General features: G+C 69.0%; 23 protein-coding genes. 16 read left to right on the top strand and 7 right to left on the bottom strand.

The genetic code is table 11. The features are described 5' to 3' along the window. Positions 1-371 precede the first annotated feature (371 nt). The 6 genes from BLS66_RS08115 to BLS66_RS08090 all read left to right on the top strand — a co-directional run bounded on the left by BLS66_RS08115 (position 372) and on the right by BLS66_RS08090 (position 5,761). Positions 372-2,120: a glutamine--tRNA ligase/YqeY domain fusion protein gene (locus BLS66_RS08115; protein ID WP_074725605.1), complete on the top strand. Its 1,749-nt coding sequence runs from the start codon at positions 372-374 to the stop codon at positions 2,118-2,120. 43 nt (positions 2,121-2,163) lie between these two features. Further along, complete coding sequence (locus tag BLS66_RS08110; protein WP_049469715.1) at positions 2,164-2,817, top strand: membrane protein; 654 nt, start codon at positions 2,164-2,166, stop codon at positions 2,815-2,817. Positions 2,818-2,867: 50 nt separating this feature from the next. Further along, on the top strand, positions 2,868-3,590 hold the full coding sequence (locus BLS66_RS08105) for a DUF6348 family protein (RefSeq protein ID WP_074725604.1): 723 nt from the start codon (positions 2,868-2,870) through the stop codon (positions 3,588-3,590). 96 nt (positions 3,591-3,686) lie between these two features. Continuing rightward, positions 3,687-4,247, top strand: coding sequence for a nucleoside deaminase (locus BLS66_RS08100; RefSeq protein ID WP_019661129.1), 561 nt, complete (start codon positions 3,687-3,689; stop codon positions 4,245-4,247). Next, positions 4,231-5,298, top strand: a complete 1,068-nt coding sequence (gene rlmM, locus BLS66_RS08095) for a 23S rRNA (cytidine(2498)-2'-O)-methyltransferase RlmM (protein ID WP_074725603.1) — start codon at positions 4,231-4,233, stop codon at positions 5,296-5,298. Before BLS66_RS08100 ends, rlmM begins: the two co-directional genes overlap by 17 nt. Positions 5,299-5,362: 64 nt before the next feature. Next, positions 5,363-5,761: an EF-hand domain-containing protein gene (locus BLS66_RS08090; RefSeq protein ID WP_057495057.1), complete on the top strand. Its 399-nt coding sequence runs from the start codon at positions 5,363-5,365 to the stop codon at positions 5,759-5,761. A 69-nt stretch (positions 5,762-5,830) separates the two neighbouring features. Here BLS66_RS08090 and BLS66_RS08085 read toward each other — a convergent pair whose 3' ends face one another. After that, the gene (locus tag BLS66_RS08085) at positions 5,831-7,012 is read right to left on the bottom strand and encodes a UbiH/UbiF family hydroxylase (protein ID WP_049470548.1); all 1,182 of its coding nucleotides are present in this window, start codon (positions 7,010-7,012) and stop codon (positions 5,831-5,833) included. Further along, on the bottom strand, positions 7,009-8,217 hold the full coding sequence (gene ubiH, locus BLS66_RS08080; protein WP_049470550.1) for a 2-octaprenyl-6-methoxyphenyl hydroxylase: 1,209 nt from the start codon (positions 8,215-8,217) through the stop codon (positions 7,009-7,011). Before ubiH ends, BLS66_RS08085 begins: the two co-directional genes overlap by 4 nt. 109 nt (positions 8,218-8,326) lie before the next feature. Here ubiH and BLS66_RS08075 point away from each other — a divergent pair, with 109 nt between their 5' ends. From BLS66_RS08075 to BLS66_RS08030, 10 genes are all read left to right on the top strand, one after another. Continuing rightward, the gene (locus tag BLS66_RS08075; RefSeq protein WP_049470553.1) at positions 8,327-8,911 is read left to right on the top strand and encodes a hypothetical protein; all 585 of its coding nucleotides are present in this window, start codon (positions 8,327-8,329) and stop codon (positions 8,909-8,911) included. Positions 8,912-8,919: 8 nt separating this feature from the next. Next, on the top strand, positions 8,920-9,474 hold the full coding sequence (locus tag BLS66_RS08070) for a cob(I)yrinic acid a,c-diamide adenosyltransferase (protein WP_049470556.1): 555 nt from the start codon (positions 8,920-8,922) through the stop codon (positions 9,472-9,474). A 9-nt stretch (positions 9,475-9,483) separates the two neighbouring features. Next, positions 9,484-10,422 (top strand): histone deacetylase family protein, encoded by a 939-nt coding sequence (locus BLS66_RS08065; RefSeq protein ID WP_074725602.1) that lies wholly within the window; start codon positions 9,484-9,486, stop codon positions 10,420-10,422. 89 nt (positions 10,423-10,511) lie between these two features. Further along, positions 10,512-12,992 carry an LPS-assembly protein LptD gene (gene lptD / locus BLS66_RS08060; RefSeq protein ID WP_080355593.1) on the top strand — a complete coding sequence of 827 codons (2,481 nt, stop codon included), beginning with the start codon at positions 10,512-10,514 and terminating at the stop codon, positions 12,990-12,992. Beyond that, complete coding sequence (locus tag BLS66_RS08055) at positions 12,989-14,332, top strand: peptidylprolyl isomerase (RefSeq protein ID WP_049470568.1); 1,344 nt, start codon at positions 12,989-12,991, stop codon at positions 14,330-14,332. The genes lptD and BLS66_RS08055 overlap by 4 nt, the downstream gene beginning before the upstream one ends. A 3-nt stretch (positions 14,333-14,335) precedes the next feature. Continuing rightward, positions 14,336-15,316, top strand: coding sequence for a 4-hydroxythreonine-4-phosphate dehydrogenase PdxA (gene pdxA / locus BLS66_RS08050; RefSeq protein ID WP_053506410.1), 981 nt, complete (start codon positions 14,336-14,338; stop codon positions 15,314-15,316). Beyond that, the gene (gene rsmA, locus BLS66_RS08045) at positions 15,313-16,116 is read left to right on the top strand and encodes a 16S rRNA (adenine(1518)-N(6)/adenine(1519)-N(6))-dimethyltransferase RsmA (RefSeq protein ID WP_074725601.1); all 804 of its coding nucleotides are present in this window, start codon (positions 15,313-15,315) and stop codon (positions 16,114-16,116) included. The genes pdxA and rsmA overlap by 4 nt, the downstream gene beginning before the upstream one ends. A 13-nt stretch (positions 16,117-16,129) precedes the next feature. Next, a complete protein-coding gene (apaG, locus tag BLS66_RS08040; RefSeq protein ID WP_008268668.1) occupies positions 16,130-16,513 on the top strand; it encodes a Co2+/Mg2+ efflux protein ApaG in 384 nt (127 codons plus the stop codon). Between the two features lie 15 nt (positions 16,514-16,528). Then, on the top strand, positions 16,529-17,545 hold the full coding sequence (locus BLS66_RS08035) for a symmetrical bis(5'-nucleosyl)-tetraphosphatase (RefSeq protein ID WP_074725600.1): 1,017 nt from the start codon (positions 16,529-16,531) through the stop codon (positions 17,543-17,545). After that, complete coding sequence (locus BLS66_RS08030; RefSeq protein WP_074725599.1) at positions 17,542-18,201, top strand: DUF1287 domain-containing protein; 660 nt, start codon at positions 17,542-17,544, stop codon at positions 18,199-18,201. Before BLS66_RS08035 ends, BLS66_RS08030 begins: the two co-directional genes overlap by 4 nt. Before the next feature lie 112 nt (positions 18,202-18,313). On the opposite strand, the gene BLS66_RS08025 is transcribed toward BLS66_RS08030, so the two are convergent. The 5 genes from BLS66_RS08025 to BLS66_RS08005 are packed head-to-tail and all read right to left on the bottom strand — an operon-like array spanning position 18,314 to position 21,922. Then, positions 18,314-18,805 (bottom strand): dihydrofolate reductase, encoded by a 492-nt coding sequence (locus tag BLS66_RS08025; RefSeq protein ID WP_074725645.1) that lies wholly within the window; start codon positions 18,803-18,805, stop codon positions 18,314-18,316. A 5-nt stretch (positions 18,806-18,810) separates the two neighbouring features. Next, entirely contained in the window at positions 18,811-19,605 is a 795-nt protein-coding gene (locus BLS66_RS08020; protein ID WP_074725598.1) for a thymidylate synthase, read from the bottom strand. After that, positions 19,602-20,489 carry a prolipoprotein diacylglyceryl transferase gene (lgt, locus tag BLS66_RS08015; RefSeq protein ID WP_053506405.1) on the bottom strand — a complete coding sequence of 296 codons (888 nt, stop codon included), beginning with the start codon at positions 20,487-20,489 and terminating at the stop codon, positions 19,602-19,604. Before lgt ends, BLS66_RS08020 begins: the two co-directional genes overlap by 4 nt. 51 nt (positions 20,490-20,540) lie before the next feature. Then, complete coding sequence (locus BLS66_RS08010; RefSeq protein WP_049470590.1) at positions 20,541-21,035, bottom strand: TPM domain-containing protein; 495 nt, start codon at positions 21,033-21,035, stop codon at positions 20,541-20,543. Continuing rightward, entirely contained in the window at positions 21,035-21,922 is an 888-nt protein-coding gene (locus BLS66_RS08005; RefSeq protein WP_074725597.1) for a TPM domain-containing protein, read from the bottom strand. The genes BLS66_RS08010 and BLS66_RS08005 overlap by 1 nt, the downstream gene beginning before the upstream one ends. Positions 21,923-21,924 lie beyond the last annotated feature (2 nt).

The following is a 21,924-nucleotide window of genomic DNA, read 5'->3' as shown; positions in this document are numbered from 1 at the left end:
GCCGGCCAGCGGCCGGCACTACCGACCTGCGCGTCGATCCGCATTCCGCCGGCCGGCGGCCGGCGCTACCGACCTGCGCGTCGATCCGCGTTCCGCCGGCCAGCGGCCGGCGCTACCGACCTGCGCGTCGATCCGCGTTCCTCCGGCCAGCGGCCGGCACTACCGACCTGCGCGTCGATCCGCGTTCCGCCGGCCAGCGGCCGACACTACCGACCTGCGCGTCGATCCACATTTCCTCCGGCCAGCGGCCGGCACTACCGGAAGATGGGCGGGTAGTGCCGGCCGCTGGCCGGCATCCCCATCCGCCACCGGGCAGCCCTGCCCCGTACGCGCTAGACTGTTGGTCTTTCTGCCTTTCTTTTCGCCGACTCATGTCCGAGCACACCCCCGCCAGCCCCGAGACCCCCGCCGACAGCCACGAGAAGCGCGATTTCATCCGCCAGATCGTGCGCGAGGACCTGGCCAGTGGAAAGCATCAGGCGATCAAGACCCGCTTCCCGCCCGAGCCGAACGGCTACCTGCACATCGGCCACGCCAAGTCGATCTGCCTGAACTTCGGCATCGCCGGTGAGTTCAGCGGCGTCTGCAACCTGCGCTTCGACGACACCAACCCGGCCAAGGAAGATCCGGAATACGTGGCTGCGATCCAGGACGACGTGCGCTGGCTGGGCTTCGAGTGGAACGAGCTGCGCCACGCCTCGGACTACTTCCAGGCCTATTACCTGGCCGCCGAAAAGCTGATCGAGCAGGGCAAGGCCTATGTCTGCGACCTGTCGGCCGAGGAAGTGCGCGCCTACCGCGGCACCCTGACCGAGCCGGGCCGCCCGTCGCCGTGGCGCGACCGCAGCGTCGAGGAGAACCTCGACCTGTTCCGCCGCATGCGCGCCGGTGAATTCCCGGATGGCGCGCGCACCCTGCGCGCCAAGATCGACATGGCCAGCGGCAACATCAACCTGCGCGACCCGGCGCTGTACCGCATCAAGCACGTCGAGCACCAGAACACCGGCAATGCGTGGCCGATCTACCCGATGTACGATTTCGCCCACGCGCTGGGTGATTCGATCGAGGGCATCACCCACTCGCTGTGCACGCTGGAATTCGAAGACCACCGCCCGCTGTACGACTGGTGCGTGGACAACGTCGATTTCGCCCATGACGACGCGCTGACCCAGCCGCTGGTCGATGCCGGCCTGCCGCGCGAAGCCGCCAAGCCGCGCCAGATCGAGTTCTCGCGCCTGAACATCAACTACACGGTGATGAGCAAGCGCAAGCTGATGGCGCTGGTCACCGAACAGCTGGTGGACGGCTGGGAAGACCCGCGCATGCCGACCCTGCAGGGCCTGCGCCGACGCGGCTACACCCCGGCCGCGATGCGCCTGTTCGCCGAGCGCGTGGGCATCAGCAAGCAGAATTCGCTGATCGACTTCAGCGTACTGGAAGGCGCGCTGCGCGAAGACCTGGACAGCGCCGCGCCGCGCCGCATGGCGGTGGTCGATCCGGTCAAGCTGGTGCTGACCAACCTGCCGGAAGGCCACGAAGAACAGCTGACCTTCAGCAACCACCCGAAGGACGAAAGCTTCGGCAGCCGCGAAGTGCCGTTCGCACGCGAGGTGTGGATCGACCGCGAGGACTTCGCCGAAGTGCCGCCGAAGGGCTGGAAGCGCCTGGTGCCGGGTGGCGAAGTGCGCCTGCGCGGCGCCGGCATCATCCGCTGCGACGAAGTGATCAAGGATGCCGATGGCACCATCGCCGAGCTGCGCGGCTGGCTGGATCCGGAATCGCGCCCGGGCATGGAAGGCGCCAACCGCAAGGTCAAGGGCACCATCCACTGGGTCAGCGCCGTGCATGGCGTGCCGGCCGAGATCCGCCTGTATGACCGCCTGTTCTCGGTGCCGAACCCGGACGACGAATCGGAAGGCAAGACCTACCGCGACTACCTCAACCCGGAATCGCGCCGCACCGTCACCGGCTATGTCGAGCCGGCCGCGGCCAGCGCCGCGCCGGAGCAATCGTTCCAGTTCGAACGTACCGGCTACTTCGTTGCCGACCGCCGCGATCACAGCGAGGCCAAGCCGGTGTTCAACCGCAGCGTGACCCTGCGCGACACCTGGTCGGCCTGAGGACCTGCGCGGGCGCCTGGATGGCGCCCGCACGACCGCGACGATGATCACCGCCCTTTCCGTCCTGCTCTGGTTCATCTCGCAGCATCCGCTGCTGACGTTCTTTGCAGCGATGGTGCTGGCCGGGCTGGTCTCGTGGTGGCGGCGCTTTCCGGGCTACGCCATCGTGGTGTTCCCGCTGGCGATGCTCAACATGTTCCTCGGCCATTTCCTCAACGCCACCTTCCTCAACATGGTGGGCGAGCGCGGTGAAGCGGTGATCGTCAAGGCCGAGCGGACCAGCTCCACGCTCAACGAACAGTACATCTGGCGCTACGAAGGGGTGCTGCGTACCGCCGAGGGCCGCGATGTGGACGTGGTGTTCCACACCAACACCGCCTCGCTGTGGCCGCTGGAAAACGCCATCCGCATCCCGGCGCGCGAGCAGCCGTTCGTGGTCAAGTACACGCCGGGTTTCCCGCGCAACTTCGTCATCCTCACCAACGAATCCCCGCACGGGCTGGCCCAGGCCCGGGCCAGCGCGCGCGAGCGGGTGGAGGTGGCGGCGCGCAAGCTGCACTTCAGCCCGGGCAATGCCGAGTTCCGCGCCGACTATCGCCGCGAGCTGGAAAGCTGGCTGCGCGACCACGGCAACGATCCGCAGCAGCAACCCGACGCGCAGCGATATCGCGCCGAGCTCGACGCGCTCGACCGCTAGATCCCCAGGCCCTGCCTGGATGCTCCACCCCATCCACCCACAGGCCTGACATGACCACGACCTCCGCCGCCCTCCTCCCGCTGCTGCAGCAGGTCCTGCAGGACGCCGGCACTGCCAGCCGCGTCGACGGCGGCGCGCTGCTGCTGGACAGCGGCCTGCGCCTGACCCCGCATGCGGTGGCCGCGCACGCGCGCGACAACGGCGGCTGGCAGACTTCCACCGTCGTCGAGAGCCAGCATCCCGTGCTGTTCGCCGATGGCCTGTTCGAGTACCAGCATGCCAACGGTACCGATGAGCAGGCATCGCTGCTGTCCGGCTTCCAGGCCTGGGTACGGGTAGACCTTGCGACCCTGCAGACCGCGATCGGCGCCGAAGACGCGCAGGGGCTGCCGATGATGGGCCTGACCTATCCGGCCGGCGCTGACGGCCAGGAACTCGAACGCACCGTGGTGCTCGGTCCACTGGCGCATTACCGCGAGCATGAGATGGACACCGGCCCCCGCAGCGAAGACGATCATGGCTCCTGCCCCTGCTGCCTGTTCACCCGCAGCATCGGTGCATTCGATGCGCTGCTGAAGACGCGTTCTTTCCTGGCCATCCGCCTGTTCGCCTCGCGCGATGCCGATGGCCTGTGCGAGGCCGATTGCCGGGTCAACGGCCACGACTTCGCCGCCGCCCTGCCCCTGCTGCGCGCCTACGCGGCCAGCTGGCCGCAGGCCGGGCTGGAGTTCCGCAAGCAGTACGTGGTGATCCGCACTGGCTCGCCGGGCTGACCCACCGCCACACCCGATACAGGCCGGTGCAGCTACACTGCGCGCCGGTTTCCCAAGCAACCGCACCTTCTTCCATCCCTACGAGGCACCCCCGCGATGCTGTACGCGCAAGTCCACCTGACCCTTCCCGCCTGGATCCACGACCAGATCGACCTGGATCGTCGATATCCGGGCGACGAGGCCAAGGTCGCGCTGGCGATCGAGCTGTCGCGGCTGAACGTCGAGCACGCCAGCGGCGGCCCGTTCGGCGCCGTGGTGTTCGGTCCGGATGACAAGGTGATCGCCGCGGGCGTGAACCGGGTGATGCCGCACGCGACCTCGCTGGCGCACGCCGAGAACATGGCCTACATGCTGGCCCAGCAACGCCTGCAGACCCCGCGCCTGAACGCGGTGCTGTCGCCGGTCACCCTGGCCACCAGCTCGCAGCCCTGCTGCCAGTGCTACGGCGCCACCGTCTGGGCCGGCATCGACCGGCTGCTGATCGGTGCCAGTGCGGCCGACGTCGAGGAACTGACGCCGTTCGACGAAGGCCCGCTGCCGGCCGACTGGGTGGGCGAACTCAACAAGCGCGGCATCGAAGTGGTGCAGGGCCTGGACCGCGACGCCGCGCGCAGCGTGCTGCGAACCTATGGGGAAAGCGATGGCGCCCGTTACTGAGACCGGCATCGGCCTGCTGTGCCTGTGCCGGCAGGGCTTCGAACCCGAGCTGGCCGGCGAGCTGCAGTTCCGCGCCGGTGAAGCCGGTTTCGCTGGCTATGCGCGCACCCAGCGCAATGACGGCTATGTGCTTTTCATGTGCGACGATGCTGCAGCACTGGCACCACGCCTGCGCTGGCGTGAACTGATCTTCGCGCGGCAGAAGCTGGTCGTGCTGGCCGAGCTGCCGCAGCTGGACCCGAGCGATCGCATCACCCCGATGCTGGACGTGCTGGCCGATGCGCCGCGCTTCGGCGACCTGTGGGTGGAGCACCCCGATTCGGATGCTGGCAAGCCGCTGTCCGGGCTGGCGCGAGCCTTCGGCAATGCACTGCGCCCGGCGCTGCGCAAGGCCGGCAAGCTCAGCGACAGGCCGAACAACCGCCTGCCGCGCCTGCACGTGGTCTTCGTCGATGGCACCCACGCGTTCGTCTGCGTCGCCGACCCGGCCGACAGCGCGCCGTGGGCGCTGGGCATTCCGCGCCTGAAACTGCTGCCCGAAGCGCCCTCGCGTTCGGCGCTGAAGCTGGACGAAGCACTGCTGACCCTGCTGACGCCGGAGGAACGCGAGGCGCTGGCCAGGCCTGGCATGCGCGCGGCCGACCTGGGCGCCGCCCCCGGCGGCTGGACCTGGGTGCTGACCCGCCAGCACATGCACGTACTGAGCATCGACAACGGCCCGCTGCGCCAGCACGTGCTGGACACCGGCCTGGTCGAGCACCTGCGCGCCGACGGCTTCCACTGGCACCCGGAACAACCGCTGGACTGGATGGTCTGCGATATGGTCGAGCAGCCGCGTCGCGTCGCCGAACGCATGGCCACCTGGTTCCGCGAAGGCTGGTGCCGGCACGCGATCTTCAACCTGAAGCTGCCGATGAAGAAGCGCTGGGACGAAACCCGGCTGTGCCTGGACCTGTTCCAGGACCAGGCCGGCAAGCCGCTGGTGGTGCGCGCCAAGCAGCTCTATCACGATCGTGAAGAGATCACCGTGCTGGCCTCGCCGCTGCGCTGATCCGTCATCGGCGGCACAGGGTGCCGGGAGTACGCTCGCGGTACCCCTTGGCAAGGAGCCTGTCATGAACCTTCCACGTTCCGCCGTGCTGTTGGCCACCCTGCTGGCTGCGGTACCGGCCATGGCCCAGCACGGCCCATCGACCCCTGCGCAGAGCCAGCCGCTGGGCCCGACCGGCGGTGCCATCCGCCAGCAACCGCTGGATGCCGGGCGGGTGACCGGCAGCGTCGAGATTGCACAGCCGGCCGGCGAGGCCCAGGTGACCGTGCGCTCGCTGGAGCCGAGCAGCGTGGTCGGCCAGTACCGCATCCGCTTCAGCGACCTCGACGTGAATGGCGATGGTTTCATCAGCCGCGAGGAAGCACAGGCCAACCCAGTGCTGGCCGACGAATTCAACTCGCTGGACCGCAGGCATCGCGGCAAGCTGGACCGCACCGACCTGGCCGGATGGCTGGTTGACTGAAAAAAGGGGACGGAGGGGATTAAGTCGTATGTGCACATGCGACTTAATCCCCTCCGTCCCCTTTTTGCTTCAGACGCCGGCGGCGCGCTTCCAGAACGCCTGCACCAGCGGCGGCCACTTGCCGACGCAGCCCAGGGCGCGGCCGCGCGCCAGGGTCAGGTGCATTTCGTCGTTGGAGAACAGGCGGTTGATCGCATCGAAGCTGTAGGCAGCGACGTGGTTGTCGCTGCGGCGTTCGCGTGCCCAGCGTTGCAGGCGCTGCGGTGACAGCCGCGGCTGGCCGCGGCGCTCTGCCGATGGCGCAAGCCACTGCTGCAGGGCGGCGACATCGCGCAGCCCCAGGTTCACGCCCTGCCCGGCCAGCGGATGCACCACATGGGCGGCGTCTCCCAATGCCAGCACACGACCGGCCACGTAGTGACGGGCCAACTGGCGGCGCAGCGGGAATGCCGCACGTGGCGATGCCAAGCGCAGCTCACCCAGGCGTGCCGCAAAGGCGCGGGTCAGTTCGCGGTTGAAGCTGTCCTCGTCCAGCGCCAGCACGCGCGCCGCCTCGTCCTCGGGAAGGGTCCAGACGATCGAGCTGCGGCGCTCGGCCACCGGCAGCAGCGCCAGCGGCCCGCTCGGCAGGAAGCGCTGCCAGGCCGTGGCCTGGTTGGGGAGATCGCTGTCCACGTAGGCCACTACGCCTCGCTGGTGGTAGTCGTAGCGCTCGACCTCGATGCCGGCCAGCTGGCGCAGGGTCGATTCGGCGCCGTCGGCGGCCACCGCCAACGCCGCTTCCAGGCGACGCCCGTCATCCAGGCGCAGGCGCACGCCGTCCTCGTCCTGCTCCAGCGCGTCCACCCGTGCCGGGCAGTGCAGCTGCACGCCCGCCGCCGGCAATGCCGACCACAGGCGATCCTGCAGCAGGCCGTTCTCGACGATGTACCCCAGCTCGCGTCGACCGAAGCGATCGGCATCGAACAGCAGATCCTCGCCACCGGCCGCGTCCCACACCTGCATGCGCCGGTAGGGCCAGGCACGGGCCTGGGCAATGGCCGGCCACACGCCGAGGCGGTTCAACAGCTGAACATTGTCAGCGGCGAAGGCGAACACGCGCAGGTCCGGCTGTGCAGCCTGCCACGGCGCCGGTTCGCGGCCCTCGACCAGCGCCACCGACAGTCCGGCATCGGCCAGCGCCAGCGCACACGCGGCACCGACCACGCCACCGCCGACGACGGCCACGTCAAGACGGGCGCGCCGGCTCATGCGGCTTCTCCGCGGCACAGGCGTGGCACTTCGCCGCGGAAGCCCATCGCGCCACCGACCAGCATCGATTGCACCGACGCGCGCTGCGCGGCCACCAGGCCGAGGCTGCGCAACGGCCGCATCAGCGGCGCCGGATTGCTGGTCAGGCGCGCCAGTCCACCGGAGAACGCCACCGTCTGCCGGCGGTCTTCCTCGCGGCGCGCGACGTAGGCCTGCAGCAGAGCATCGCTGCCGGCATCGTCCTGCGCATCCTCCAGCAGTTCGGCCAGGGTCAGTGCATCGCGCAGGCCCAGGTTGAAGCCCTGCGCGCCCAGCGGATGGATGGTCTGCGCAGCATTGCCGAGCAGCACCGTGCGTTCACCGGCCAGCGCGCGCGCCAGCACCTGGATGAGCGGATACGCGCTGCGCGGGCCGGATTCGAGCAAGCGACCGGCACGCCAGCCGATCGCGTTCTGCAGGCGCTGCAGCCAGGCGGCATCGTCCAGCGCCATCACCGCATCGGCCTGCTCGCGGGCCACGCCGTGCACGCTGCCGAAATGACGGTCACCCCGCGGCAGCAACGCGGTCGGGCCGGTATCGGTGAAGCGCTCCCAGGCGGTGCCGTCCGGCGCGCGCTGGCTGCGCACCCGGGCCACGAACAGGGTCTGCTGGAAATCATGGCGATCGACCTCGATGCCCAGTGCGTCGCGCACGCCACTGGTCGTGCCATCGGCCCCCACCACCAGCCGCGCCTGCAGCACGCGCTCGCCGGCCTCGTCGGCCACCCGCACCTGGCGGTAACCGTCGACCACCTCGCCCAGGCCCAGGAACCGCATCGGCCGGTAGCGCCGTAGCCGCGGCAGCTCCTGGAGGCGCGCTTCCAGCGCCTGGCCGAAGTCCCGCGCCACCACTACCTGGCCGAACCACGGCCGGTCATAGTCGGCCGCCTCCAGCTGCACGCGGCCGAAATCGCCGGCACGGCTGACATGGATGCGGCGGATCGGACCCCGTGCCATCGCCAGCTTCTGCATGACCCCCAGGGCGGTCAGTGCGTTGACCGTGGCAGCGGCGAAACTGAGGTTGCGCTGGTCGAACACCGCCGGCAGCTCGCCGGCCGGGCTGGCTTCGAGCAGGCCCACGTCGCGGCCCAGCCGGTCCAGGGCGATGGCCAGGCTGGCACCGACCAGGCCACCACCGACGATCAGCACGTCATGTCGTTCACTCATGGTGTTCATGATACGCGCTCGCCCCGCCCGAACACCCAACGGCGCCCGACCTGCGCCAACCGGCGCGGCGGGCTAGAATGAAACCTGAATCCGCTCCGGGCCCGCTGCCATGTCCGCCACCGCCAACCGTGCCTTCGTCCTGTCCGTGCTCGTGCTGGTGCTGGCGGCGACCCGGGTCAACCACTTCGCGGCGATCCCCGATGCCTCCTGGGCCGTGTTCTTCATCGGTGGCTTCTACCTGGCCACCTGGACGCGCTGGGCGTTCCCGCTGCTGATGGTGTTCGCCGTGCTGGTGGACTGGATCGTGATCCGCAGCAGCGGCCTGGATTTCTGGCAGCACTACTGCGTGTCGCCGGGCTACTGGCTGCTGCTGCCGGCGTATTTCTCGCTGTGGGCCGGCGGCATGCTGCTGGGCCGCAACTACCAGGGCGCACGCTGGCCGGTGCTGGCCAAGGGCACGTTGCTGCTGGTGGCCTCGGTGGCGGTCTGTCACCTGCTGGCACAGGGCGGCTTCTACTGGACCAGCCGCAACGTCGCCGAACCGACGCTGGCCGGCTGGGCACAGAACTACGCGCAGTGGTTCGGCCCGTACCTGCGTACGACGGCGATCTACGTGGCGCTGGCCGCCGCCCTGCAGCTGGCCGTGGAGCAGGTACTGAAGCTCCAGCAGGCCCGCCGCGACATCCGTCACTGAGCCACGCCATGGGCCATCGCCTCTCGCGCATCTACACCCGCACCGGCGACGACGGCAGCACCGGCCTTGGCGACGGCCAGCGCGTGGCCAAGGATGACGCCCGCGTGGCGTCCTACGGTACCGTCGACGAAGCCAATGCCGCGCTCGGCCTGCTGCTGGCCACGGCGCTGCCCGACGACGTGCGCGCGCTGGTGGTGCATCTGCAGCACCAGCTGTTCGACCTGGGCGCCGAGCTGTGCATTCCCGGCCACGCCGCGATCCACGCCGCCGACGTGTCCGCCCTGGAGCAGCAGCTGGATCATTACAACGCCGGCCTGCCGATGCTGAAGGAATTCATCCTGCCGGCCGGCGGCGAGGCCGCCGCCCGCTGCCACCTGGCCCGCACCATCGTCCGCCGCGCCGAGCGCGAGACGGTCACCCTGGCCCGCCACGAGGCCGTGCGCAGCGAGGCGCTGCAGTACCTCAACCGGCTGTCGGACCTGCTGTTCGTGCTGGCCCGGGTGCTGGCCCGCGCCGATGGCCACGGCGAAGCGCTGTGGCAGCCGCAGCAGCGCCAGCGCTGAGTCGGCACGATGCTGGTCTTCACCCATCCGTCCTGCCTGCTGCATGACCCCGGCGCCGGTCATCCGGAATGCCCGCAACGCCTGCAGCATGTGCTGGACGCCCTGCACGCCGCGTTCCCCGGCCAGCTGGACTGGCGCGAGGCGCCGCCGGCCAAGTTCGGCGATCTGACCCGCGTCCACGACAGCGCCCTGCTCGACTTCGTGCTGCAGCCGCAGACCGCGCCGCTGCGCCAGCTGGACCTGGACACCTGGACCTCGCCCGGCTCGGCCAGTGCCGCCGTGCATGCCGCCGGCGCCGGCGTGGCGGCGGTCGACGCGGTGATGCTGGGCGGGGACCCGCTGGCATTCTGCGCGGTGCGGCCACCGGGCCACCACGCCACCAGCAGCACGGCGATGGGCTTCTGCCTGCTCAACAACATCGCCATCGCCGCCGCCCACGCCCGTGACCGCCACGGCCTGGAGCGGATCGCCGTGGTCGATTTCGACGTCCACCATGGCAATGGCACCCAGGACATCTTCCAGCACGACGCCCGGGTGTCCTACTACAGCACCCACCAGGCCGGGCTGTTCCCCAATTCCGGCCTGCGCCGCGACCGCGGTGCGGGCAACCTGATGAACATCCTGCTGCCCCCGGGGAGCGGCGGTTTCCGCTTCCGCAATGTGTGGGCCGACGAGATGCTGCCGGCCATCGACGACTTCCGCCCGCAGCTGCTGCTGATCTCGGCCGGCTTCGATGCCCACCTGCGCGACCCGCAGGCCGACCTGATGCTGGAAACCGACGATTTCGCCTGGATCACCCGCGAACTGCATGCGCTGGCGCGTCGCCATGCGGCCGGCCGGGTGGTCTCGATGCTGGAAGGCGGCTACGACCTGCAGGCCCTTGCCGAATGCAGCGTGGCCCATGTCCGGGCCCTGATGCCGGACCCTGCCGGGACCGCCGCCGGATGAACCCGAACCGGCGGGATCCGTCCACCTTCATTGCCCCTATGCAAGGGATGGGGCAAGCTACCGTCCGTTTTCGCCCGAATCCGAACCGCGTGCGCCGAGCCCTCCGCCTGCTTCCCCTGCCTCTGAGCATCGCCATCTGCCTGCCGGCAATGGCCGATGAAAAGCCGCTCAACTGGGGCCTGTGCCCGGCTACCGACGTGATTCCCGCGTTCACCGATGCTCCCACCCCGGTCCCCGGGCAGGACAAGGCCGCCGCCAGCGCCGCGCGCGAGCAGCAGCCGACCGACATCGAGGGCGACCAGCTGCTGGGCACCACCACCGTGCCGCAGTACGAAGGCAACGTGGCACTGCGCCGGGGCGACCAGTTCGTCGGCACCGACAAGCTGAGTTTCGATACCGAGAGCGGCAACTACATCGCCGACGGCAATGTCCGCTACCAGGACTCCTCGATCCGCATGGTCGCCAAGCGCGCCGAGGGCAACCAGGAAAGCGACACCCACAAGATCACCGACATCAAGTACCAGCTGGTGTCGCGCCGCGGCAACGGCGACGCCGAGTCGGTCGACCTGCAGGGTGCGGTCGGCCAGATGCACCGCTCCACCTACACCACCTGCGACCCGTCGCAGCCGGTGTGGAAGCTGTCGGCGCCGCAGATCGAAGTGGACAACGACGAGGGCTTCGGCACCGCGCGCAATGCCGTGCTGCGCATCGGCAAGGTGCCGGTGCTGTGGGCGCCGTACTTCAAGTTCCCGATCGATGACCGCCGCAAGACCGGCCTGCTGTTCCCGCAGCTGGGCATGTCCGGCCGCAACGGTTTCGACTACACCCAGCCGATCTACCTGAACCTGGCGCCGAACTACGACGACACGCTGATGCCGCGCTACATGAGCCGGCGTGGCCTGATGCTCGACAACGAGTTCCGCTACCTCTACAACGGCGGCCGCGGCGAGCTGCTGACCGCCTACATCCCCAACGACAAGCTGCGCGACCGCGACCGCGGCCGCGTCATGTTCAGCGGCTACCACAACGTGGATGACCACTGGCAGGCGCGCGCCAACCTGGCCTGGGTCAGCGACGAACGCTACGTCGAGGATTTCGCCAACCGCCTGGTCGGGGTGACCGCCTCGAACCTGCAGAGCACCGTGGGCCTGTACGGCACCGGCAAGAACTGGACGGCCGGCATCATGGCCGACCGCTGGCAGCTGACCGACTACACCCTCAACGAAAGCGCGCTGCCCTACAACCGCCAGCCGCGCCTGTACTTCAACTGGGACAAGCCGGTCCTGCCGTGGCTGGAAACCGGCGTCTACGCCGAAGCGGTGCGCTTCACCCACGACGACATCAACTTCAAGTACGACGCCAGCGCCGGCCCGGACCTGCAGTACACGCGCAACGGCCAGACCCAGCGCATGTACGGCGGCTCGCGCCTGGACGTGAAGCCGTACGTGTCGTTCCCGATCAGCGGCGCGGCCTGGTACGTCACCCCGACCCTGGCCTACCGCTACACCGGCTACGACCTGGACCAGGGCCTGGCCGACAGCGTCCGCCGCAACGTGCTGGTCTCGCAGGGCATCGACCCGAACACCGCCACGCCGGAGCAGCTGCGCGGCAACAAATCGCCCAGCCGCAGCCTGCCGATCGGCAGCATCGACGCCGGCCTGTTCTTCGATCGCGAGACCACCATCGGCGGCAAGTCGTTCCTGCACACGCTGGAACCGCGCCTGTTCTACCTGCGCACGCCGTACCGCAACCAGGACGACCTGCCGATCTTCGACACCCGTGACTTCACCTTCAGCTGGGGCCAGCTGTTCCGCGACTCGCGCTATACCGGCGCCGACCGCCAGAACGATGCCAACCAGCTGACCCTGGCACTGGGCACCCGCTTCATCGACCAGACCACCGGCAAGGAACGGTTCTCGGCCGCCATCGGCCAGATCCAGTACTTCGACGAGTCGCGGGTGACCGTGACCCCAGGCGGCGCGCCGGTGGAGAAGGGCAAGTCGGCGTGGATCGCCGACGGCAACTACATGATCAACGACCGCTGGACCCTGGGTGCCACCTACCAGTGGGACCCCAAGTACAAGCGCGAGGATCTGGCCAGCGTCCGCGCCCGCTACCTGATGCCCAACGATGGCGTGATCAACCTCAGCTACCGTTACCGCATCAACTCCGGCGCCCCGGCCACCGCCAACAAGCATGACCGCACGCTGCTGGAACAGGCCGACCTGTCGTTCCTGTACCCGCTGAATGCGCGCTGGAGCCTGGTCGGCCGCTACTACTACTCGCTGCAGGACAAGGAACCGCTGGAAATCATCGCCGGCGTCCAGTGGGACAGCTGCTGCCTGGCCGTGCGTGCGGTCGCCCGCCGCTACGTCCGCAACCGCGAAGGCGAGATGAACAACGCCATCCAGCTGGAGTTCGTGCTCAAGGGTCTGAGCTCCCTGGGCCAGGACACGGACCGTACCCTGCGCCGTGCTATCCTCGGCTACAACCGCGACGACCTCTATCTCGTGCCGCCGAGCAACACCGGGGCGACCCGGGATGACTACGATCCGAACCTGATCCCATGACCAAGCGCTTCCCCGTTCTTCTCGCCTCGCTGCTGGCGGTGTCCAGCGTGTCCGCCCCCCTGCAGGTGCTTGCCCAGGAGGCGCAGCCGCTTGACCGCATCGCCGCCGTCGTCGATGAGGACGTGATCCTGCAGAGCGAGCTCCAGCGTGCGATCGCCAACATCAAGGCGCAGTACGCCGGCCGTGAAAACCAGCTGCCGCCGGAAGACGTGCTCAGCCGCCAGGTGCTCGAGCGCCTGGTGCTGGTCAAGCTGCAGGTGGCCCGCGCCCAGGGCAGCGGCATCCGGGTCAGCGACCAGGAGCTGAACCAGGCGATGAATTCCATCGCCCAGCAGAATGGGTCGAACCTGGACGCCCTGCGCCAGCGCCTGGCCCATGACGGCATCGACTTCAACGACTTCCGCGCTTCGGTGCGTGACGAGATCACCGTGCAGCGCCTGCGCCAGAGCTTCGCGCAGAGCCGCATCAGCGTCAGCGAGGGTGAAGTCGACGCCGCCCTGAAGCAGCAGGCCACGGTGGGCAACCAGTACCACCTGGCGCACATCCTGATCGCCCTGCCCGACGGCGCCAACGCCGACCAGATCGCCACCGGCCAGAAGAAGGCCGATGGCGTGAAGACCCTGCTGGACAAGGGCGAGCTGGACTTCAACGCCGCAGCCGTGCGCTATTCGGACAGCCCGAACGCACTGGAAGGCGGCGACCTGGGCTGGCGCAGCCTGGACGAGATCCCCACCGCGTTCGCCCAGCTGATGGAAAAGATGAAGCCCGGCGAAGTGGTCGGCCCGATCCGCGGCCCGAGCGGCTTCCAGCTGCTGAAGCTGGTGGAAGTGCGCGATGCCAGCGCCGCCACCGGTGAGCACACGGTCACCGAGTTCCACGGCCGCCACATCCTGGTGCGCGTGGACGACCACCAGACCGACGCCGCCGCCAAGGCCAAGATCGACACCCTGCGTGCCCGCATTGCCGGCGGTGCCGACTTCCAGGCCGTGGCCCGGGAGTCCTCCGAGGACAACAACAGCAAGGGCCAGGGCGGTGATCTGGGCTGGTTCCCGGCCGACGCGTTCGGTCCGGCGTTCGGCCAGCAGGTCGAAGGCCTACAGGACGGCGGCGTCAGCCAGCCGTTCCGCACCGACGCCGGTTGGCACATCGTGCAGCGCGTGGCGACCCGCCAGACCGACGTGACCACCGACAACCAGCGTGCCCAGGTCCGCGAGACCATCGGCCGCCGCAAGCTGGAAGACGAGTACAACCGCTTCCTGCAGGAACTGCGTGGCGAAGCCTACGTCAGCTTCCGCAGCGGCGACCGCGCGGAAAACACCGCCACCCCGCCGCAGTCCTGACCGATGCGCCCCGAGCTCGCGCTGGTACCGGGCGAGCCCGCCGGGATCGGCCCGGAACTGTGTGTCCGCCTCGTCCAGCAGCCGCGTGAGGATTGCCGGCTGCTGGCCTTTGCCGACCCGGACACCCTGCGCGCGGCCGCGGCCGCGCTGAACCTGCCGCTGCAACTGCTGCCCGAGGACGCCGAAGCACGCGTGCCCGGCGATCTGCGCCTGCGCGCCGTCCGCAACGCTGCGCCCAGCCACTTCGGCCAGGCCGATCCGGCCAATGCCGGCGCGGTCATCGACGCCCTGCTTGGCGCCGGCCAGGCCTGCCTGTCCGGCGAACTGCACGGTGTGGTGACCGGCCCGGTGCACAAGGCAGTCATCAACGAAGGCGGCATCGCCTACAGCGGTACCACCGAACTGCTGGCCGACCAGGCCGGGGTAAAGGTGGTGATGATGCTGGCCAACCACATCGTGCGCGTGGCGCTGGCCACCACTCACCTGCCACTGCGCGAGGTGGCCGATGCGATCACCGCCCCCGGCCTGGAGCACACCCTGCGCACCGTGCATGCGGCACTGCGCCGCGAGTTCGGCCTGCCCGCGCCACGCATCGCCGTGCTCGGCCTGAACCCGCACGCCGGCGAAGACGGCCATCTGGGCCGCGAGGAACTGGACCTGGTCATTCCCCTGCTGCAGCGGCTGCGCGCCGAGGGCCTGGACCTGGTCGGGCCGCTGCCGGCCGACACCGCCTTCCTGCCGGCCAAGCTGGCCGGTTTCGACACCGTGCTGGCGATGTACCACGATCAGGGCCTGCCGGTGTTGAAGTACTCAGGCTTCGAACAGGCCGTGAACCTGACCCTGGGCCTGCCCTACCCTCGCGTGGCGGTGGACCATGGCACCGCGCTGGACCTGGCCGGCCGTGGCATCGCCGATCCTTCCAGCCTGCAGGCGGCAGCGACGCTGTGTGCGCAGCTTGCGCGGCAACGTACACTGAGCGCATGAATTCCCCGCATTCCCCCTCCGGCCCGGTGTTCACCGCCCCGGCCAAGAAGCAGCTTGGCCAGCATTTCCTGGCCGATCGCCACTACATCGACAAGATCGTGATGGCGGTCAACCCGAAAGATGGCGACCGCCTGGTTGAAATTGGTCCCGGCCAGGGCGCGATCACCCTGCCGCTGCTGCGCGTGCACCCGCAGCTGACGGTGATCGAGTTCGACCGCGACCTGATCGCGCCACTGACCGCCGCCGCCGAGCCGCTGGGCGAGTTGACCATCGTCCACCGCGACGTGCTGCGCGTGGACTTCACCGAACTGGCCGGCGGCCAGCCGATCCGCCTGGTCGGCAACCTGCCCTACAACATCTCCTCGCCCATCCTGTTCCATGCGCTGGAGCATGCCGCGGTGATCCGCGACATGCACTTCATGCTGCAGAAGGAAGTGGTCGACCGCATGGCCGCTGGCCCCGGCAGCAAGGTGTATGGCCGCCTCAGCGTGATGCTGCAGGCCTACTGCCAGGTCACCTCGCTGTTCGTGGTGCCGCCGGGCGCGTTCCGGCCGCCGCCGAAGGTCGATTCGGCCGTGGTGCGGCTGGTGCCGCGCGACCCGGCCACGATCAACATCAACGACCACAAGCGTTTCGCCGAGGTGGTCAAGGCCGCCTTCGGGCAGCGCCGCAAGACCCTGCGCAATGCCCTGAACAACGTGGTGTCCGCCGAGCAGTTCATCGCCGCCGGCGTGCGTCCCGATGCCCGCGCCGAACAGCTGGACGTGGCTGAATTCATCGCTTTGGCCAATGCCTCCTGATTACACTGCCGGTATGGAAGACGCTGACGTATATGCCATCTCCGTCGAAGTCGCGCCGCGCTTCCTCGACGATCAATCCGCCCCGGAAGACGGTCGCTTCGCGTTCGCCTACACGATCCGCATCCACAACCAGGGGCGGGTCGCTGCACGCCTGGTCGCACGCCACTGGCGCATCACCGATGCCAATGGCCGTGTCGAGCACGTTGACGGCGACGGGGTGATCGGCGAGCAGCCACGGCTGCGCCCCGGTGAAGACTTCCGTTACACGTCCGGTGTCATGCTGGGGACCGATCACGGGACCATGCAGGGGCACTACGACATGGTCGCCGACGATGGCACCGAATTCGCCGCGCCGGTCGCACCGTTCGTGCTGGCCGTCCCGCGCACCCTGCACTGACACGGAGGCCGAACGATGAGTGTGTGGGCGATCGGCGACCTGCAGGGCTGCTATGACGTCACCCAGCGGTTGCTGGAGAAGATCCGCTTCGACCCGGCGCAGGACACCCTGTGGTTCTGCGGCGACCTGGTCAACCGGGGCGGGCAGTCGCTGGAAACGCTGCGGCTGGTGCACTCGCTGCGCGAGCACAGCGTGGTGGTGCTGGGCAACCATGATCTTTCGCTGCTGGCCGTCGGTTCGCGTACCGAAGAGGAACAGCGCAAGGTCAACCCGGACCTGCTGCGCATCGTGCAGGCCGAGGACCGCGACGAACTGCTGGACTGGCTGCGCCTGCAGAAGCTGGTGCACGTGGACCGCGAGCTGGGCTGGATGATGGTGCACGCCGGCCTGGCGCCGAAGTGGACCACGCAGATGGCCGAGAAGCATGCCGCCGAGGTCGAGGTGCAGCTGCATGGCGCCGGCTACCGCAAGCTGTTCCGCAACATGTACGGCGACAAGCCGAGCTGGGCCCCGAACCTGTCCGGCTACGACCGCTCGCGCGCGATCATCAACGTGCTCACCCGCATGCGCTACTGCACCCCGCGCGGGCGCATCGGCATCGAGGACAAGGGCACACCGGGCACACAGGAACAGGGGCTGTATCCTTGGTTCGAGGTGCCGGGCCGGGTCGAGCGCGACCTCAAGGTGGTCTGCGGCCACTGGTCGGCGCTGGGCCTGACCATCACCCAGGGCGTGCACGCCATCGACACTGGTGCGGTCTGGGGCGGCAAGCTGACCGCGCTCCAGCTGGATACCGACGAGCTGCGCGTGGTGCAGGTCCCGGGCCGCGATGTACCGGCACCAGTGCCCAACGCCCGCCCACCCGCGCGACCGGCGCACGAGCGCCCCGCCGCTGCGACGCAGGGCAAGGAACAGGGCGGCAACGCCGCTGCCACCCCGGGCAACCGTGGCCCACGCCGCCGTCGCCGTCGTGGTGGCGGAGGGGGCGGCGCGGGTGGCGCCACCAACAACAGTCCCCCGCCGCAGGCGTGACGCGGCGCGGCTGGGCACCAGGGACGGTGCTGCTGACGCTGGCCCTGGCCAGCGGCTGCCAGCCCGGCTCGCCGCCTGCTCCCACGGCTGCGGATGGTGCTGCACATGCGCCGACGCAGCCGCAGGCCCCTTCGCCGCCACTGGTGGCCGCAGCCCGCGCGCAGATCGGCGTCACCACCCGTTACGATCCTGCTTACCAGGTACTGGCCTATCCCGGCGGCGACGTGCCACTGGATCGCGGCGTGTGCACGGACGTGGTGGTGCGCGCCCTGCGCGATCTGGGCCTGGACCTGCAGGCACGCGTGCATGAGGACATGCGCGGCAGCTTCAGTGCCTATCCGGCGATCTGGGGCCTGTCACGGCCGGACCGCAACATCGATCATCGTCGTGTACCGAACCTGATGCGCTGGTTCGAGCGCCAGGGCTGGCAGCAACCGGTCACGGCCCTCGCCGCCGACTACGCGGCCGGCGACATCGTTGCCTGGAAGCTCAATGGCAACGGCCTGCTGCACGTGGGCATCGTTTCTGACCGGCGCCTGGCCAATGGCACACCGCTGGTGCTGCACAACATCGCGCGCGGCACGCGCGAAGAGAACCTGCTGTTCCAGCACGCGATCATCGGGCATTACCGGATGCCGCAGCGACAGTCCCGGTAGAATCGACTGTTAGTCGACTGCTCCTGACGCCCCCTGAAAACCCCGCGCTGCGCGCGATAGTCGACTAACAGTCGACTCTACCCCGCCGGTGTTTTCGTTGATACTTCCGCGATCAGCGGCGCACGTAGTGCACGAAGCGGAACGCATGGGCGTGCCGTTCGTCGGCCGGGTGCGGCTCGCTGCTCACTTCCTGCCAGTCCTGCACGTCCAGCTCGGGGAAATGGGTATCGGCGGGGACTTCGGCATCGACCCAGGTCAGGTACAGGTCACTGGCCTGGTCCAGCAGCTGACGGAAGATCTCGCCGCCACCGATGATGCACAGCTCGCGGGCGCCCTCGGCTTCGGCAATGGCCTTGGCCTCGTCCAGCGACGCCACCGCGCGCATGCCCTCGAACGGCACCTGGCCGCTGCGGGTCAGCACCAGGTTGGTCCGCCCCGGCAGCGCGCGGCCGATCGACTCGGCCGTCTTGCGCCCCATCAGGATCGGCTTGCCCAGGGTGAGCGCCTTGAAGTGCTTGAAGTCATCCGGCAGGTGCCAGGGCATGGCATTGCCCTGGCCGATGCCACGGTTGCGGTCCAGCGCCACGATCATCGACAGCTTCAGGGCACTCATACCGCCACCGGCGCCTTGATGGCCGGGTGCGGGTCGTAGCCGTCGATGCGGATGTCGTCGAACTGGAAGCCGAACAGGTCGGTCACCTCCGAGTTCAACCACAGCGTCGGCAGCGCGCGCGGTTCACGCGACAACTGCTCGCGCGCCTGCTCGAAGTGGTTCGAATACAGGTGGGCATCGCCCAGGGTGTGCACGAAGTCGCCGACGCCCAGGCCGGTGGCCTGCGCCACCATGTGGGTCAGCAACGCGTAGCTGGCGATGTTGAACGGCACGCCGAGGAAGATGTCGCCGCTGCGCTGGTACAGCTGGCAGCTGAGCTTGCCGTCCACCACGTAGAACTGGAACAGGTTGTGGCACGGCATCAGCGCCATCTGCGAAAGCTCGCCCACGTTCCAGGCGCTGACCACCAGCCGGCGCGAATCCGGATTGCGCTTGATCTCGTCCACCAGCCACTGCATCTGGTCGATCTCGCGACCGTCGGCGGTGGCCCAGCTGCGCCACTGCTTGCCGTAGACCGGGCCGAGGTCGCCGTTCGCGTCGGCCCACTCGTCCCAGATCCGCACCTGGTTGTCCTTCAGGTAGCCGATGTTGGTGTCGCCCTTCAGGAACCACAGCAGCTCATGGATGATCGAGCGCAGGTGCAGTTTCTTGGTGGTGACCAGCGGGAAGCCATCGTTGAGGTTGAAGCGCATCTGCCAGCCGAACACGCTGCGGGTGCCGGTACCGGTGCGATCACTCTTCTCGGCGCCGTGCTCGAGCACGTGCGCCAGCAGGTCCAGGTAGGCCTTCATGCCTTGCCCCCGGCGGCCACCGGCGGCTGCGGCTGCAGCACCGGCGCGCGGCGCGACATCACCAGCAGCACCAGGCCGAAGGCGATCAGCGGCAGGCTGAGGATCTGGCCGCGGGTCAGCCAGCCGAAGGCCACGTAGACACCGTTGTCGGGCATGCGCACGAATTCGACGGCGAAGCGGAACAGGCCGTACATCAGCGCGAACAGGCCGCCGACCAGATAGCGATGGCGTGGCTTGGCCGACACCGTCCACAGCACCACGAACATCACCAGGCCTTCCAGGAACGCTTCATACAGCTGCGACGGATGGCGGGCGTACGGGTTCAATGCGCCGGTGGCGAACTGCGCCTGCAGGGTGGCAGTGTCGAGCTGGTTCAGCGGGGCCGGCAGGCCCGACGGGAACACCACGCCCCAGGTCCCGTCGGTGTACTTGCCCCACAGCTCGGCACCGATGAAGTTGCCGATGCGGCCGAAGCCCAGGCCCAGCGGCACCAGCGGCGCCATGAAATCCATGGTGTCGAAGAAGTGCAGGCGGTGCTTGCGCGACCACCACCAGCAGGCGCCCAGCACGCCGAGCAGGCCGCCGTGGAAGCTCATGCCGCCATCCCAGACCTTGAACAGCAGCAACGGGTTGTGCAGGAAGTCACCCAGCGCGTAGAACAGCATGTAGCCGATGCGGCCGCCCAGCACCACGCCGAGCATGGCGTAGAACAGCAGGTCGGAGAATCCGTTGGCATCGACGCCCGGCAGGCGCCCCGCGGCGATGCGCGTGCGGCCCAGCAGCCAGGCCGCGGTGAAGCCAAGCAGGTACATGATGCCGTACCAATGCACCTTGATCGGCCCCAGCGAAAGGGCGATGGGGTCGATGTCGTGGAAATAGATCATGGAAGGTGCCTTGCGGTTGAACGCCTATTCTCGGGCCAGTGCCGCCCCGGCTCAACCAAGGAGCTGGGGCGTGTTGGGCAGGCCGTCATCGTCTGACCGCGTCGAAGCGGGAAAGTGCCCTTCGATCAGGCTGGAGACCTCGTCGATCGCATCCTGCAATGCTTCGACCGGATGGGCGCCGCGCAGGCCCTCGCGCAGGTGGGTGCAGACCCGCTGCCACTGCGCCGGGCTGACCCGGCCGTGCAGGCCACGATCGGCGACGATCTCGATCGCGTGGTCGGCCAGCAGCAGGTAGATCAGCACCCCGTTGTTGTGGGCGGTGTCCCAGGTGCGCAGCCGGGCGAACGCCTGCTCGGCGGCCTGGCGCGGGGTGACCTTGTGCCACAGCGCGGCCAGCGGCAGATCCGCTTCCACCGCGAACATCACCTGCCCGCCGTGGCGCTGCTCGCCGGCCGCGATGGCCTCGGTGATCGCCTGCAATGTGGCCGGCGGGAACGCGCGCCGCACCGAGGGCGAGAATGCATGGCGGAACAGACGTTGGATCATCACCAGCCTCCCGAAGCGCCACCGCCACCGGAACGGCCACCACCGCCGCCCCAGCCGCCACCTCCGCCGAATCCACCGCCTCCGCCGAAACCGCCTCCCCCGCCCCAGCTGCCGCCGCCCCAACCGCCACCGCCGGCAAAGCGGCCCGGGTGCCCGGACAGCATCGCCACGATCAGGCCGACCACGCCGGCCAGGCCACTGGCCAGCAGCGTGGAGGTGAACAGGAACGCCGCCAGCGCCGCACCCGCGCCGCCGAGCAGGCCGCGCAGCGGACGCGGCACGCGCGAGAAGACGCCGCGCAGGATGCTGCCGGCGAACACGCCGATGAACAGCGCCAGGAACCAGGTGTCGCCGCCAGCGCCGGGCTCGCGCCCGCGATGGCCGCTGACCGGTGCCGGCAGCGGTTCGCCGTCGATCAGCTTGACCAGCACCGCCGTGGCATCGGTGATGCCGCCGGCATAGTCGCCGCTGCGGAAGCGCGGGACCAGGTATTCCTGGATGACCCGGTTGGCGATGGCATCGGGGATGGCGCCTTCAAGACCGTAGCCCGGCTCGATGCGCACGCGCCGGTCATCCTTGGCCATCACCAGCAGCACGCCGTCATCCACGCCCTTGCGGCCAATCTGCCATTGGTCGAAGACCCGCGTGGTGTACTGCGCGATGTCCTCCGGCTGGGTCGTGGGCACCACCAGCACCTGCAACTGGCTGCCCTTGCGCTGCTGCAGCTCGATCGCCTGCTGCACCAGCACCTGCTTCTGCGTGGCGTCCAGCGTGCCGGTGGTATCGACCACCGGCGAGTCCAGCGCAGGGATCGGCGCCAGCGGCTGTGCCTGCGCTGCCAGCGGCAGCCACAGCAGCAGGGCCAGCAGCGCGGTGGCCAGGCGCATCG

The organism is Stenotrophomonas pavanii (genome assembly GCF_900101175.1).
Taxonomy (GTDB): Bacteria; Pseudomonadota; Gammaproteobacteria; order Xanthomonadales; family Xanthomonadaceae; genus Stenotrophomonas; species Stenotrophomonas pavanii.
This window is presented reverse-complemented; position numbering and strand designations above follow the sequence as displayed.